The sequence below is a fragment of the Pseudonocardia sp. T1-2H genome (genome assembly GCF_038039215.1).
Classification (GTDB): domain Bacteria; phylum Actinomycetota; class Actinomycetes; order Mycobacteriales; family Pseudonocardiaceae; genus Pseudonocardia.
In genome coordinates, this window is sequence record NZ_JBBPCL010000001.1 from 5,492,138 (window position 1) to 5,506,042 (window position 13,905).

11 protein-coding genes are annotated in these 13,905 nt (G+C 73.2%); 4 read left to right on the plus strand and 7 right to left on the minus strand.

Annotated features, from left to right (window positions below; translation table 11 throughout):
• Positions 1 to 17 precede the first annotated feature (17 nt).
• Positions 18 to 1,427, minus strand: coding sequence for a WS/DGAT/MGAT family O-acyltransferase (locus WBK50_RS27045; protein WP_341338302.1), 1,410 nt, complete (start codon positions 1,425 to 1,427; stop codon positions 18 to 20).
• Between WBK50_RS27045 and WBK50_RS27050 the strand changes: the two genes are divergently transcribed.
• The 3 genes from WBK50_RS27050 to WBK50_RS27060 all read left to right on the plus strand — a co-directional run bounded on the left by WBK50_RS27050 (position 1,426) and on the right by WBK50_RS27060 (position 3,827).
• The gene (locus WBK50_RS27050) at positions 1,426 to 2,220 is read left to right on the plus strand and encodes a TrmH family RNA methyltransferase (RefSeq protein WP_341338303.1); all 795 of its coding nucleotides are present in this window, start codon (positions 1,426 to 1,428) and stop codon (positions 2,218 to 2,220) included. The two genes, WBK50_RS27045 and WBK50_RS27050, sit on opposite strands and share 2 nt — an antisense overlap.
• 114 nt (positions 2,221 to 2,334) lie before the next feature.
• Positions 2,335 to 3,555, plus strand: coding sequence for an alpha-hydroxy acid oxidase (locus WBK50_RS27055; RefSeq protein ID WP_341338304.1), 1,221 nt, complete (start codon positions 2,335 to 2,337; stop codon positions 3,553 to 3,555).
• Positions 3,556 to 3,599: 44 nt separating this feature from the next.
• The gene (locus tag WBK50_RS27060) at positions 3,600 to 3,827 is read left to right on the plus strand and encodes an antitoxin (protein ID WP_341338305.1); all 228 of its coding nucleotides are present in this window, start codon (positions 3,600 to 3,602) and stop codon (positions 3,825 to 3,827) included.
• 53 nt (positions 3,828 to 3,880) lie between these two features.
• Here the strand turns inward: WBK50_RS27060 and WBK50_RS27065 are convergent, their stop codons facing one another.
• Positions 3,881 to 4,264 carry an HAD-IA family hydrolase gene (locus WBK50_RS27065; protein WP_341338306.1) on the minus strand — a complete coding sequence of 128 codons (384 nt, stop codon included), beginning with the start codon at positions 4,262 to 4,264 and terminating at the stop codon, positions 3,881 to 3,883.
• Between the two features lie 581 nt (positions 4,265 to 4,845).
• On the opposite strand from WBK50_RS27065, the gene WBK50_RS27070 reads away from it, so the two are divergent.
• Positions 4,846 to 5,427, plus strand: coding sequence for an Rv3235 family protein (locus WBK50_RS27070; RefSeq protein ID WP_341338307.1), 582 nt, complete (start codon positions 4,846 to 4,848; stop codon positions 5,425 to 5,427).
• Between the two features lie 57 nt (positions 5,428 to 5,484).
• Here the strand turns inward: WBK50_RS27070 and secA are convergent, their stop codons facing one another.
• The 5 genes from secA to mtrB all read right to left on the minus strand — a co-directional run bounded on the left by secA (position 5,485) and on the right by mtrB (position 13,883).
• Complete coding sequence (secA, locus tag WBK50_RS27075) at positions 5,485 to 8,475, minus strand: preprotein translocase subunit SecA (protein ID WP_341338308.1); 2,991 nt, start codon at positions 8,473 to 8,475, stop codon at positions 5,485 to 5,487.
• Between the two features lie 208 nt (positions 8,476 to 8,683).
• Positions 8,684 to 9,352 carry a ribosome hibernation-promoting factor, HPF/YfiA family gene (gene hpf, locus WBK50_RS27080; RefSeq protein WP_341339510.1) on the minus strand — a complete coding sequence of 223 codons (669 nt, stop codon included), beginning with the start codon at positions 9,350 to 9,352 and terminating at the stop codon, positions 8,684 to 8,686.
• Positions 9,353 to 9,609: 257 nt separating this feature from the next.
• Entirely contained in the window at positions 9,610 to 10,278 is a 669-nt protein-coding gene (locus tag WBK50_RS27085) for a ComF family protein (protein WP_341338309.1), read from the minus strand.
• A 96-nt stretch (positions 10,279 to 10,374) separates the two neighbouring features.
• Positions 10,375 to 12,114 carry an LpqB family beta-propeller domain-containing protein gene (locus WBK50_RS27090; protein ID WP_341338310.1) on the minus strand — a complete coding sequence of 580 codons (1,740 nt, stop codon included), beginning with the start codon at positions 12,112 to 12,114 and terminating at the stop codon, positions 10,375 to 10,377.
• Positions 12,111 to 13,883 (minus strand): MtrAB system histidine kinase MtrB, encoded by a 1,773-nt coding sequence (gene mtrB / locus WBK50_RS27095; protein ID WP_445942310.1) that lies wholly within the window; start codon positions 13,881 to 13,883, stop codon positions 12,111 to 12,113. Before mtrB ends, WBK50_RS27090 begins: the two co-directional genes overlap by 4 nt.
• Positions 13,884 to 13,905: the final 22 nt, after the last annotated feature.

Here is a 13,905-nt window from a genome sequence, read left to right on the forward strand (position 1 = left end):
GCGTCAGCTCACCTTCTTCACCGGCTCGAGGCCAGCAGTTCGTCCAGCGACTCGTCGACGAGCCCCGCGAGGACGTCGACGTCGGGCATGGCGTCGCGATCGCCGTTGAACCCGTAATACACCCCGCCGTCGTAGCTCGTCAGCCCGATCGCGAGAGCCTGACCCTTGGCGAGCGGAACGACGGGGAACATCTCCAGCATGCGCGCTCCGGCGGCGTAGAGGGGGAACTGGGGACCCGGAACATTCGTCACGACGAGGTTGAAGAACAGTTTGGACATCCCGCTGGCCGCCCGCGCCCCCAGCGCATGCAGGGTCGGCGGGGCGAAACCGCCGATCCGCACCAGGGTGTCCGCGCCGACGTTCCGGCCGTTGGACGTGTGTTCGCGCATCGCGTGCGTGACGTGGTGCAGCCGCACGACCGGGCTCGGTTCGCCGACGGGGAGGTCCACGAGGTACGACGACACGCGGTTGCCGAGCGAGCCCGACGCCGCCGAGCTGGGCACGTCCGCCTCGCCGCGCACGGACAGCGGCACCATCGCGCGCACCGAGGCCGACGACGTCACCGGCTCGCCGCGGGAGAGCAGCCAGTTCCGCAGGGCGCCGGACACCACGCTGAGCACGACGTCGTTGACGCTGCAGCCGTGCGCGGCCCGGATCCGCCGGTAGGACTCGAGCTCGGTGCGGGCCATCGCGAACCGGCGCTGGGTGGAGATGTCCACGTTGAGCGGGGTGCGTGGCGTCGGCCGGGTGGCCGTGCGGGCCATCGTCAGGAACTTCCCCGCCATCCCGACGACCTTGTCCACCGTGGCGAGGGCGTCCCCGGTGGCGGCCCGGACGTTGTCCGCGATCTCGCTCGGCCGCGCCACCGCGTCCCCGATGGCCTCGGCGATCAGCTGCCCGTCGCTGGGTTCGGGCCGCGGCATCCACACCTCCTCGGTGGCCGGCCGCGGATCGGGCGACACGTCGAGGATGACCTGGCTGATGTCGATCGCGGAGATCCCGTCGACCATCGCCTGGTGGGTCTTCGTGACGACGGCGATGCGCCCCTTCGCCAGCCCCTCGACCAGGTACATCTCCCACAGCGGACGGGTGTGGTCCAGTGGGCGGGACATCAGCCGTGCGACGAGCTCGGTGAGCTGCGCGTCGCTGCCCGGACGCGGCAGGGCCGAGCGGCGGACGTGGTAGGCCACGTCGAACTCGGTGTCGTCGATCCAGACCGGGCGCGCGAGGTTGCCGGGGACGTGGCGGACCTTCTGCCGGTATCGCGGGACCAGCGAGATGCGCTGCTCGACGAGCTCCACCAGCCGGTCGTAGTCCAGGCCGTTCTTCGGCCGGCGGAAGATCGCCACCCCGCCGACGTGCATGGGCGTGGTCGCCTGTTCCAGGTACAGGAAGGAGGCATCGAGCGCGGAGAGCCGGGGCGGCATGACGATGATCCTATCGCCGCGTGCGACCCTTGCCCGCGTGACCGAAGCTTCCTCACCGAAGGACCGGTTCATCACCGTCTACGGCCGCAAGCCGGTCCTCGAGGCGCTGGCGGACGACACCCTGACCGTGGACAAGGTGATCCTCGCGGACACCGCGCGCGGCGAGCCGGTCAAGGAGATCACCGCGGCGGCCCGGCGACGGGGCGTGGAGGTGCAGCGGGCGAGCGCGCACCGGGTGAAGGTGCTGGCGGGCAACGGCCGGCACGACCAGGGCGTGCTCGCGGACGTCGTCGCGCCCCGGATGACCACGGTCGCGTCGTTCCTGCGGGACCTCGGTTCGCGCCGCGGCGCGTCCGTGCTGGTCCTGGACCGGGTCACCAACCCGTCGAACGTCGGGATGGTGCTGCGCTCGGCCACCGCCGCCGGGCTCGACGGCGTACTGCTCCCCCGGCGCGGCGTCCCCGCGATCGACCCGCTGGTCATCAAGGCGTCCGCGGGCGTCGCGTTCTCCGCACCCGTGCTGCGCTCGGGCACGGCCGAGGAGGGCTGTGTCGCGCTGCGGGAGGCAGGTTTCGCCGTCTTCGGCCTCGACGCCGGCGGGGCGTCTCTGCTGGACGCCGAACTCCCCCACCGGGTGGCGCTGGTGCTGGGCAACGAGACCGACGGGCTGTCCGAGCCGGTGCGCAAGGAGCTCGACGGGGTGTTGTCGATCCCGATGTTCGGGGGCGTCGAGTCGCTGAACGTGGCCAGCGCCGCCGCCGTCGCGGCGTACGAGCTGCTCCGCCGCCGCTGACCGGTCCTGCTCGCTGCACGAACGGCACCTTCGTGCGGGAGGTCTGCACGAGAGTGCCGTTCGTGCATGAAACTGGCGGGTGGACGACGCGGCGGTGACGACTACGGTCGAGCCATGGTGCAGCGTCGGATTCCCCGGTTCAGCGAGCTGAAGCCCCTGCTGCGGCCCGCACCCTTCGTCCGCGACGCCACGGAGCGCCGGTTGGCCCGCGCCGCCTCCATCGCGGACCTGCGGGACATCGCGCGGCGGCGGACGCCCCGGGCCGTCTTCGACTACACCGACGGCGCCGCGGACGGCGAGCTGAGCCTGAGCCGGGCCCGGGACGCCTGGTCGCGCGTCGAGTTCAGCCCGAGCGTGCTGCGCGACGTCTCCGGCGTCGACACGTCGCGGGAGATCCTCGGGCAGCGCTCCGCCCTGCCGTTCGCGTTCGCCCCCACCGGGTTCACCCGGATGATGGGCAGCGAGGGCGAGCCCGCGGTCGCGGCCGTCGCCGAGCAGGTCGGCATCCCGTACACGCTCTCCACGATGGGCACGACGACGATCGAGGACGTCGCCGCCGCCGCGCCGGGCGCCCGCAAGTGGTTCCAGCTCTACCTCTGGCGGGACCGCAGCTTCGCCAAGGACCTCGTCCAGCGGGCGGAGGCCGCCGGCTACGACACGTTGATGCTGACGGTGGACACCCCCGTCGGCGGCAACCGGCGGCGCGACGTGCACAACGGGCTCACCGTCCCGCCGGCGCTCACGCTCCGCACCTTCGTCGACGGGGCGCTGCACCCGCGCTGGTGGTTCGACCTGCTCACCACCTCCCCGCTGACGTTCGCCAGCCTGGAGTCCACGGAGGGCACCGTCGCGGACCTCATCAACCGCGTGTTCGACCCCGCGCTGACCATGGACGACGTGACCTGGCTGCGGAACGCCTGGCCGGGGAAGCTCGTGATCAAGGGCATCCAGAACGTCGACGACGCGCGCCGCGTGGTCGACGAGGGCGCGGACGCGGTGCTGCTCTCCAACCACGGCGGCCGCCAGCTGGACCGGGCACCCGTGCCCCTGGAGCTGCTCCCGCCCACCGTGCAGGCCGTAGGCGGACGCGCGGAGGTCTTCGTGGACACCGGGATCATGCACGGGGCGGACGTGGTCGCGGCGATCGCGATGGGCGCGAACGCCGCCCTGGTGGGGCGCGCGTACCTCTACGGGCTGATGGCGGGCGGACAGCAGGGGGTGCGCAAGGCGGTCGACATCCTCACCGGGGAGATCGTCCGGACCCTGCAGCTCCTCGGAATCACCCATGTCGATGATCTTCGGGCAGAACACGCGCGGCTACGCCCGATCGGGTGAGGCCCGACGTGCGCGCGGTCCGGCGCAGGGCCATGGTGGGCCCCATGGGATTCATGGACAAGGCCAAGGAAATGCTGGGTCAGCACGACGACAAGGTCGACCAGGGTCTCGACAAGGTCGGGGACATGGCGACGGAGAAGTACGGCCACGGCGAGCAGGTGGACAAGGGCGTCGACTTCCTGCAGCAGCGCACCGGTGAGGGCGACACCACCGGTGCTCGCGGCGAGGCCCCGGCGCCGGAGGGTGAGCAGCCCCCGCCGCCCCCGGCGTGACCCCTCCCGCCTGACGTTCGACGGCGCCACCCCGACTCGGGGCGGCGCCGTCGTCATGCCGGGGGCAGGTCCAGCAGGATCCCGAGTTCGCCCAGGGTGGCGTCCGGTGCGGAGTGCAGGACGCCCACAGCGCCGGCCGCCGCGGCACCGCGCACGTTGACCGGCACGTCGTCGACCACCACGCACTCGCCCGGCTCCAGGCCGAGGAGTTCCGCGGTGCGCCGGAACACCTCGGGATCCGGCTTGCGGGCGCCGACCACCGCGCCGAGGACGACGACGTCGAACGCCTCCCGCAGCTCGTCCGGGACCGCGTGGGCGTCCGAGACCAGCGCCAGGCGCAGCCCCGCGGCGCGGGCCCGGCGCGGCACGTCCGCCATGTCCTCGCCGTCGGTGAGCACGCCGCCGTAGTCCAGGATCAGCCCCCGCAGGTCCGCCATCCCGGCGACGCTACCCAGCTCGCCGGACTCATGCACCGTCCTCGCCGACCGCGTCGAGCACCGCGAGGAGGTAGCGCCGGACGACGACATCCTCGGCGGCCGACGGGCGCGGCAGCCGTTCCCGGTACACCGCCTCGACCTGCTCGTGCGCGGTGCCGAGCCGCCGCCGCCCGGCGGCGGTGATCCGCAGCCGGACGACCCGTCGGTCCGCCGGGTCCCGCTCGCGCCGAAGCGAGCCCTCCTGCTCGAGCGTGTCGACGACCGGGGTCAGCGTGGCGGGCGTGACGCCCAGCTCCGCGGCGAGCTTCCCGGTGGGAGAGGCCGTCGGTGTGCGCGAGCACGCCGAGGCCGGCGAGCGAGGTCGTCGTGAGGCCGTGCCCGGCGGTGATGCCGTGCCGGAAGCGGCCGAGCGCGGCGCCGGTGCGGGCCAGGAGCGCGGGCAAGGGCATGTGCTCCGGCCGGGACTCGAAGTGCGGGGAGGTCACGCGGAGACCGTACAGATCCGTACGGCGACGAATCATCCGGCGCCGTACGGACCCGAAACTGCCGCTGGTCCCGGGGCGGGCCCGGATCCTCGGCGCATGACGACGGTCCTCACCGCCCCCGCAGACACCGCCCCCACGGACACGACCACCGGACGCGCCGCGCCGACGACCGCACCGGCGGTACCCGAACAGCGCTGCGCGACCCGGCCACGCCTGCGGCGCGTGCGCTACGAACCCGAACCCGAGGACGTCGTCCCGCCCCGGACCGGCCGCGGGACCGCCTGGCCCGGGGCCGCGCCCGCTCCCCCGCCCCCGTCCACCTTCGCGGCGGCCGCGGAGCGGAGGGCGACCGAGCGGGAGCTCGCCGCCCGGCGGCGGGCCGGGACGACGATGCGGCTGGTGGTCGAGGTCGTCGACGGGCGACGGCCCGTGCGTCAGCTGCACGGGCTCGTCGGGCCGCGGGTGCTCCGCTACGTGACCGCGGCGATCCTGGCGCCGCACGCCCGGCGCGCGACGGCCCGGCTGACCAGCGTGCACGTCTCGCTGCCCGCCCGGGACTGCGCGGAGGTGACGGCGGTGTGCAGCATGGGCGGGCGGGTGCGGGCGATCGCGGCCCGCTTCGAGCTGGGCGGGCCGCTGCCGGGTGAGTGGACGTGCACCGCCCTGCGGGTCCTGTGACCGGCCCGAACCGCAGTCGATCGGCGGGGCCCGGAGAGCGGCGACCGCCTGCGCGGGTCAGCCGCTCTGCTTGCGCGCGGCCCGCTCCTGCCGGCGCCGGTCCGCACGGTTGGCGCCGCCCGGGCCGCCGGCGCGGCGCTGCGCACCGGTCTGCGGCCGGCCGCCGTTGCCGCTGCCGTTCCCGTCGCGGCGCACGGACTCGCCGCCGTCCTCGTCCGGTCCGCTGTACTGCAGGTTCTGCGGCGCCTGGCCGCGGAACGCGGCCGGCAGGACCGAGGTGGGCGTGTCGTCGTCCGCGCCGTCGGCCTGGATCCCGTTCGCCTGGGCGGCCGCGGGGACGTGGCCGATCGGCGCGGTCGCGTCGGCCGGGACCGAGGCCCGCCGCTGCGCTGACGCCGGGTTCCGGACCGGTGCGGGCTGCTGCTGCGTCGACTGCTGCTGGGCGGACTGCTGCTGGGCAGCCATCGCGGAGAGCGCTGCCTGCGCCTGCGCGACCCGATCGGCCGGCTGCGGCGCGGGGGCGGCGGGCTCGGCGACCTGGACCTGCACGTTGAACAGGTGCCCGACCGTCTCCTCCTTGATGCCCTCGAGCATCGCGGAGAACATGTCGAAGCCCTCCCGCTGGTACTCGATCAGCGGGTCCCGCTGGGCCATCGCGCGCAGCCCGATGCCCTCCTTGAGGTAGTCCATCTCGTAGAGGTGCTCGCGCCACTTGCGGTCCATGACCTGCAGCAGGACCTGCCGCTCGAGCTCACGCATGCCGCCCTGGGTACCGATCAGGGTGTCCATCTCGGCCTCGCGGGCGGCGTAGGCCCGCTCGGCGTCGGCCAGGATCGCCTCGGTCAGGGACTCGCGGGTGAGGTCGTCCAGGCCGCCCTCGGCCGGGTCCCCGTCCGCGAGGTCCTGCCAGCGGATCTGGAGCGGGAAGAGCTGCCCGACCGCGGTCCAGAGCTTGTCCAGGTCCCAGTCCTCGGCGTAGCCCTCGGCCGTCGCCCCCGTGACGTAGGCGGTGACGACGTCGCGGAGCATGTTCCGGACCTGCTCCTGGACGTCCTCCCCGTCGAGCACGCGGCGGCGCTCGGTGTAGATGACCAGGCGCTGCTGGTTGAGCACCTCGTCGTACTTGAGGACGTTCTTGCGGATCTCGAAGTTCTGCTGCTCCACCTGGGTCTGCGCGCTGCGGATGGCCCGGGTGACCATCTTCGCCTCGATCGGCACGTCCTCCGGCAGGTTGAACCGGTTCATGATCGACTCGACCACGGCACCGTTGAACCGGCGCATCAGCTCGTCGCCGAGGGAGAGGTAGAAGCGGGACTCCCCCGGGTCTCCCTGCCTGCCCGCGCGGCCGCGGAGCTGGTTGTCGATGCGACGGGACTCGTGCCGCTCGGTGCCGAGGACGTAGAGCCCACCGGCCTCGCGGACCTCCTGCGCCTCCGCCTCGACCTGCTGCTTCATCTTCGCGACGGCGGCGTCCCAGGCCGCCTCGTACTCCTCGCGGTGCTCCACCGGGTCCAGCCCGCGGCTGCGCAGCTCGAGATCGGCGAGGAAGTCCGGGTTGCCGCCGAGCATGATGTCCGTACCGCGGCCGGCCATGTTCGTGGCGACCGTGACCGAGCCCGCGTGACCCGCCTGCGCGATGATCGCGGCCTCGCGCTCGTGGTGCTTCGCGTTCAGCACCTCGTGCGGCACACCCCGCTTGAGCAGCAGCTTCGCCAGGTACTCGGACTTCTCCACGCTCGTCGTACCGACGAGCACCGGCTGGCCCTTCGCGTGCTTCTCGGCGATGTCGTCCGCGACCGCCTCGAACTTCGCCGGCTCGGACTTGTAGATCAGGTCCGCCTGGTCGGCACGGATCATCTCGCGGTTGGTGGGGATCGGCACCACGTGCATCTTGTAGATCTGGTGCAGCTCGGCCGCCTCGGTCTGGGCGGTACCGGTCATCCCGGAGAGCTTGTCGTAGAGCCGGAAGAAGTTCTGCAGGGTGATGGTGGCCAGCGTCTGGTTCTCCGCCTGGACCTCCACCCCCTCCTTGGCCTCGATGGCCTGGTGCATGCCCTCGTTGTAGCGGCGCCCGGCCAGCACGCGGCCGGTGAACTCGTCGACGATCAGGACGCTGCCGTCCCGGACGATGTAGTCCTTGTCCTTCTTGAACAGTTCCTTCGCCTTGAGGGCGTTGTTCAGGTAGCCGACGAGCGGGGTGTTCGCGGCCTCGTAGAGGTTGTCGATGCCGAGCTGGTCCTCGACGAAGGTGACGCCGTCCTCGGTGACGCCGACGGTGCGCTTGCGCTCGTCGACCTCGTAGTGGACGTCCTTCCTGAGCATCGGCGCCATCCGCGCGAACTCCTGGTACCAGCGCGCGCTCTGCTCGGCCGGACCGGAGATGATCAGCGGGGTGCGGGCCTCGTCGATGAGGATCGAGTCCGCCTCGTCGACGATCGCGAAGTTGTGGCCGCGCTGGACCATGTCCGCGGCGTTCCACGCCATGTTGTCGCGCAGGTAGTCGAAGCCGAACTCGTTGTTCGTGCCGTAGGTGATGTCCGCGGCGTACTGCTCGCGTCGCTGCGCGGGCGCCATCTCGGACAGGATGACCCCGACCGTGAGCCCGAGGAAGCGGTGGATGCGGCCCATGTTCTCGGAGTCGCGCTTGGCCAGGTAGTCGTTCGTCGTGACGACGTGGACGCCCTTGCCGGAGATCGCGTTGAGGTAGCACGGGAGCACCGAGGTGAGCGTCTTGCCCTCACCGGTCTTCATCTCCGCGACGTTTCCGAGGTGCAGCGCGGCTCCACCCATCAGCTGGACGGTGAAGGGGCGCTGGCCCAGGGTGCGGCGGGCCGCCTCACGGACGACGGCGAACGCCTCCGGGAGCAGCTCGTCGAGGGACTCGCCGTCGGCGTGGCGCTGCTTGAACTCGTCCGTCTTCGCGCGCAGCTCGTCGTCGGTGAGCGACTCGACGTCCGGTTCCAGCTCGTCGATGTGGGCGGCGATCCTGCCCAGCCGCTTCACCAGCTTCGTCTCCCCGGCACGGAGCAGTCGGTTCAACAGCGGCACTGGTCGACCTCATTCACCATCGCGGTCAGGTGCCGATCGTGGCGGACCCGCGAGGGCCCGGCCGATCGGCCGCGGCGCCGTGGGACGACGCCCGCTCCTCACCATGGTAGAGCCCCCCGGGTAGTGCTCCCCACACACTCGGCGACCCGCACCCGGGTGAGGTGCGAGCCGCCGGTGAGGGTGGTGTCTCCTGCGGTGAGCGGTGCGATCAGCCGCCCAGCCGGATCACCCCGTAGTCGTAGCCCTTGCGTCGGTACACCACCGACGGGGCGCCGCACTCGGCGTCGGAGAAGAGGTAGAAGTCGTGCCCCACGAGCTCCATGCGCGAGAGCGCCTCGTCGATGCTGATCGGGTCGGACGGGTGCGTCTTGCGCCGGACGATCTGCCCGGGCCTGGCGGGGTCGCGGTCCTCGGCGAGATGGTCGCCGTGGTCGCGCGGTGAGGGGATGTCGTAGTCGTAGCTCGTGCGGTCGTCCTCCAGCAGGTCCTCGCGGCGGTCGGTCCCGGGCATCTGCTCGAGCAGCGCGACGGCGGCGGGTACGTCCCGGCCGATGGTGATTCGCGTCCGGCGGCCGGTCACCCGGCGGCGGTCGTGCGAGCGTCGGAGCCTGCTCTCGAGCTTCGAGACGGCGCAGTCGAGCGCTCCGTAGAAGTCCTGCGCACAGGCTTCCGCGCGGGCGACCGGGCCGCATCCTCTGCCCGTGATCTCCACCCGCTGGCAGTTCTTGCTCTGCCGGCGGTTCGGCTCGTGGAAGAGTTCGACCTCCATGCCGACGATCTTGTGGTCGTAACGCTCCAGGCGCCCGATCTTCTCCTGGACGTGGATCCGGAAATGCTCCGGGACCTCCACGTTCCGGCCGGTGACAACGATCTCCACTCGACTTCCCTCGCTCTCCGTGCTCATCGGCGTCGGGTCGTAGTCCCGGGCGTCGCGGGGGCTGTCGGATCGGTTCCCGCGACTCCGGAACGGTCGATCGGTGTTTCCCATTCGTTGTGTTGTGGGTAACTGATTGGAGGGACGGTAGTGCGCATCACGGTCCGGCAACAGACCCGGGCGGTGAGTGACATCAGGTTGGAGGATTTCGCCGAACGAGGTTTCCCACGTGCCCTGGACCAGGTACTTTGGATGGGTTGTCACGAAACGGCAACGATCCCGGCCGCGCCGCCCGTGGCGTCGCAGAGCACCAGCGCCGCCGTGACCCGTAGGGCCGAACGGGTGAGTACCGCGGTGCACGCGCGGAGCGTCGCCCCGGTCGTCACGACGTCGTCGACGAGGACTACGGGCGTTCCCGGCGGGGGCCTGCGGGCCACCGTCCGCAGGCTCCCCGCGAGGTTCGCGGCCCGCCCCGCCGCGTCCAGCCCGACCGAGTCCCGGGTTCCCCGCGCGGCTCGCAGCACCGGCGCCACGGTGACGGCCCCGGTGCGCAACGGTGCGCGGGCGAGCGCCCGGCACAGCCGTAGGACGTGGTCCCCGCCGCGGGCTCGCGCCGCGGCCGGACGGGACGGCGCGGGGACGAGCACGAGCGGCCCCGGCAGCTCTGCGGCGGCCTCGGCGAGCAGCGCCGCGAGCGCCGGCGCGAGGTCCCGCCGGCCGCGTTCCTTGTAGCCGAGCAGTGCCGTCCGCAACGGCCCGCGGTACCGGCCCACGGCCCGGACCTGCGGTGCCCCGGGAACGCGGACCGGGTAGGGCGCCGGTAGCTGGGCGGCGCAGCGGGCGCACCACGGTGTCCCGGGTTCCCCGCAGCCCCCGCACGAGGTGGGCAGGACGAGATCGAGCAGGCCGGCGGCGAGGGAACGCGTCATACGAGGACTCTCTCGCGCCGCCCCGACGACGGCACGGTTCCGTGTTCCGGGCGGCCGCGGTTGTCCACAGGCCCGGTTCTCGACCGGCGGCCGGGGTCAGCCCGGGTAGAGCGGCACGGCGTCCGGCACCCCGCCGACGACCTGGCGCCAGGTGTTCAGCTCACCGCCGTCGTAGCTCCAGACCCCGCCCTGGTCCGCCACCAGGAACGCCCGGCTCGACGCCGCGGCCACCGCGTGCAGCGGCGGTGTGAGGTTGCTCGACGGCACGAACTGCAGCGTCAGACCGTCCGAGGACACCAGGGAGACGGGCCTGCCCGCCCGCGTGCCGACCACGATGAGTGACTCCGCCGCCCGCCAGTCGACGGACACGACGTCACCCAGGTCGCTGGCGCGCAGCCGGCGGACGTTGCGGATCGCGACCTCGCCGTCCGAGGACCGCTCGACCGCCGCCGTGACCAGCTGCCCGCCGACCACCGCCGCGACCCGCAGCCCGTCCCGGGAGAGCCGAAGGTCCTGGATCGGCCCGGACGTCGCGAGGTCCGCGGTGTTCACCTGGCCGGTCCGCACGCTGCCGTTCTCGTCGACGACGACCCGGGCGACCACTGTCTTCCCCAGCACCGTCCACACCTCGCCGCCGGTGGGCGTCCAGGTGGGACGGGTCAGCGTGGGTGCGGAGAGCTGCACGGACTGCAGTTCCCCGTCGGTGGGGCCGAGCAGCAGCCGCTGCCGGTCCCCGTCCCGGACGACGGCGGCGATGCGCAGGCCGTCCGGGGTCACGGCGGCCTGCGCGACGTCGTAGGCGCCGTTGCCCGCCTGCCCCGCGAGGGGGACGCCCGCCTGCGGCCCGGTCAGGTTCCGGACCCGGCCGCCCGAGACCACGAAGCCCGCCACGTCCGCGCTCGGCTGTACCTCACCGACCATCGCGACGACGTTCTCCCGGGTCAGGTCCGCGCGCCCGTCGAGCAGCGGGGCTCCGTCGACGAGCAGCCGCACCCGGGGCACGTTGATCTCGGCGAGGGTGAGCAGCACCTGCGCGGCGAGCAGCCGCCGGCTCTGTTCGTCCAGGTCGCCGAGCTGCGTGAAGTCCACGACGACGGCGCCGTCGGGCGTCTCGCCGACGTTGCTGCGCAGCCGGGCCCCGCGCGGGATCGCGCTCTCGGCCGCGCCCTGCAGGGCCGCCGACGGCCCGGCGAGCAGCATGTCCACCGCGCGCGACGGCAGCGCCTGCGCCGGGACGGCCGGCAGGTAGCGCAGGTCCGCGACCGTCACCCGGCGCACCGGGTCCACGAAGTAGGCCTTCAGCGAGCGGGTGTTCGCCCGGAAGTCCGAGAGCCGGACGACGACGCCGTCCGGGAGTCGGTCGATCCGCCACTGGCCGTCCCGCCGGACCACCGTCACGTCCGTCTCGACGGGGGACTCGGCCGGTTCGAACGCGCCGGCGGCGGTCACCGTGCCGACCCGGCTGCCGCGGATCCGCACGGTGGCGACGTCCGGGTCCTTGGAGGCCGGGGTGGGCGGGTAGACCGTGTCGAACTGCTCGTCGAGGATCGTCAGCGAGACACCGTCGTTCCAGGCGCCGGCCGCGGCCGGGGTGAGGAAGCGCCGCGCCGCGCCGTGCCGCTCCACGGTGCTCCCGGAGGCGTAGACGTAGCCGCGGACGAGGTCGAGGGGGTTGCTGCCGGCGGCGGGGCCCGCGGGCAGCTCGGGGGCGTCGCCGCCGGTGACCTTGCGCAGGACCTGCACGGTGGACTCGTCCGGCACGCTGGCACAGCCCGCGGTGACGAGCAGCGCCAGCACCAGGCACACCACGGCGGCGAGTCGGGAACGGGGCCTCACCGCTCGCTCCCCTGGTCCAGCACGGCGGGTTCGGCCGGGACGGTGCGCACCTCGTCGGCGTCGTCCTCCTCGTCGAGCCCCGGGGGCGGGGGCCAGTCGATCCGCGGCGTGCCCAGCGGCGGCGTCGGCACGGACGCGGGATGCACGGGGACCTCCGTGTCCCCGTCCGGCTGCAGGGCCAGCGGGCTGCTCTCCAGCAGGTCGCCGACGGTGCGCGGCAGGGTGAGCCGGAACGCCGAGCCCTCGCCCGTCTCGCCCCAGGCCTGCAGCCACCCGCCGTGCAGCCGGGCGTCCTCCAGGCTGATCGAGAGCCCCAGGCCGCTGCCCCCGCTGCGCCGGGCCCGGGACAGCTCCGCCCGCCAGAACCGGTTGAACACCAGGTTGGCCTCGCCGGGCCGCAACCCGACGCCGTGGTCCCGCACCACGACGGCGACCGCGCGCTCGTCGCCCCGCAGGGTGACCTCGACCGGGCGGCCCTCGCCGTGGTCGATCGCGTTCGCGACGAGGTTGCGGACGATCCGCTCGACCCGCCGCGGATCGACCTCCGCGTAGGTCTCCGCCGGGAGGTCCAGCACCAGCGGGGTCCCGCTCTCCTCCGCGAGCCCGCGCACGGCCTCGACCGCCCGCGACACCACGTGCTGCATGTCCATCCGCTCGGCGCCCAGCTCGGCGACCCCCGCGTCCAGGCGGCTGATCTCCAGCAGGTCCCCGAGCAGCGCCTCGAACCGGTCCAGCTCCGTGACGAGCAGCTCCGAGCTGCGGCGCAGCGCCGGGAGGAGGTCGTCCCGGGAGGCGTAGAGGACGTCCGCCGCCATCCGGACCGTGGTGAGCGGGGTGCGGAGCTCGTGGCTGACGTCCGAGGTGAACCGGCGCTGCAGGGCACCGAACTCCTCGAGCTGGCTGATCTGCGTCTGGATGCTGGTGGCCAACTCGTTGAAGGACTCGGCGAGCCGGGCCACCTCGTCGTCCCCGTGCACCGGCATGCGTTCGTCGAGATGGCCGTCCGCGAAGCGCTCGGCGACCTCCGCGGCCTGCCGGACCGGGCGGACGACCTGCCGGGTGACCAGGCTGGCGATGCCGACGAGCAGCAGGATCAGCACGAGCCCGCCGACGATCAGCGTGCTCTGCACCAGCCCGAGCGTGCGTTGCTCGGCGTCGAGCGGGAAGAGCAGGTAGAGCTGCAGCTCGCGGCCCGCGGTGCGGACCGGCTGCCCGACGATCTGGTTCGGGATGCCGTCGACCGTCGTGTACTTCGACGTCAGGGCCCCGGTGGCGACGAGCTGGCGCTGCTCGGACGAGACGTCGGCGAGTGATCCCGTGGAGATCTCCGGGCCCGAGCCCGTGCCCGTGGTGAGGACGGCGCGGAACTCCCCCGCCGTCGGGGTGCCGCCGCTGTCCGAGGCCGCGAAGTTGCTGAGCCGGTCCAGCGCGTTGTTCAGCGTGCCCTGGGCGCCCTCGCGGTCCGGGTCCACCCCGGACAGGTCCCGCTCCAGGACGACGCGGGCCGACTCGGCCTGGGCCACCGCGGCGTCGAACTTGGCCTGCAGCAGCCGGTCCGCGATCTGGGTCTGCAGGACGAGGCCGAGGACCAGCACCACCGCCGTCGACAGGGCGAGCGTGCTGACCACGATGCGCAGCTGCAGCGACCGGCGCCACGCCGCCATGAACACCGCGCGGACGTCGCTGAACAGCAGCGCGGCCCGCCCCAGCGCCCGCCGCACGGCGGGGGCGAACGGGAGGCGGGCCAGCACGGCGGGCAGTCTCGTCATCGCCGCGGTCTCGCGTGCCGGA

Bases quoted from the DNA above. Each gene is read 5' to 3' on its own strand.
- WBK50_RS27050 (WP_341338303.1), top strand. From the start codon at position 1,426: ATGACGATGATCCTATCGCCGCGTGCGACCCTTGCCCGCGTGACCGAA.
- WBK50_RS27045 (WP_341338302.1), bottom strand. From the start codon at position 1,427: ATGCCGCCCCGGCTCTCCGCGCTCGATGCCTCCTTCCTGTACCTGGAA.
- WBK50_RS27055 (WP_341338304.1), top strand. From the start codon at position 2,335: ATGGTGCAGCGTCGGATTCCCCGGTTCAGCGAGCTGAAGCCCCTGCTG.
- WBK50_RS27060 (WP_341338305.1), top strand. From the start codon at position 3,600: ATGGGATTCATGGACAAGGCCAAGGAAATGCTGGGTCAGCACGACGAC.
- WBK50_RS27065 (WP_341338306.1), bottom strand. From the start codon at position 4,264: ATGGCGGACCTGCGGGGGCTGATCCTGGACTACGGCGGCGTGCTCACC.
- WBK50_RS27070 (WP_341338307.1), top strand. From the start codon at position 4,846: ATGACGACGGTCCTCACCGCCCCCGCAGACACCGCCCCCACGGACACG.
- WBK50_RS27085 (WP_341338309.1), bottom strand. From the start codon at position 10,278: ATGACGCGTTCCCTCGCCGCCGGCCTGCTCGATCTCGTCCTGCCCACC.
- mtrB (WP_445942310.1), bottom strand. From the start codon at position 13,883: ATGACGAGACTGCCCGCCGTGCTGGCCCGCCTCCCGTTCGCCCCCGCC.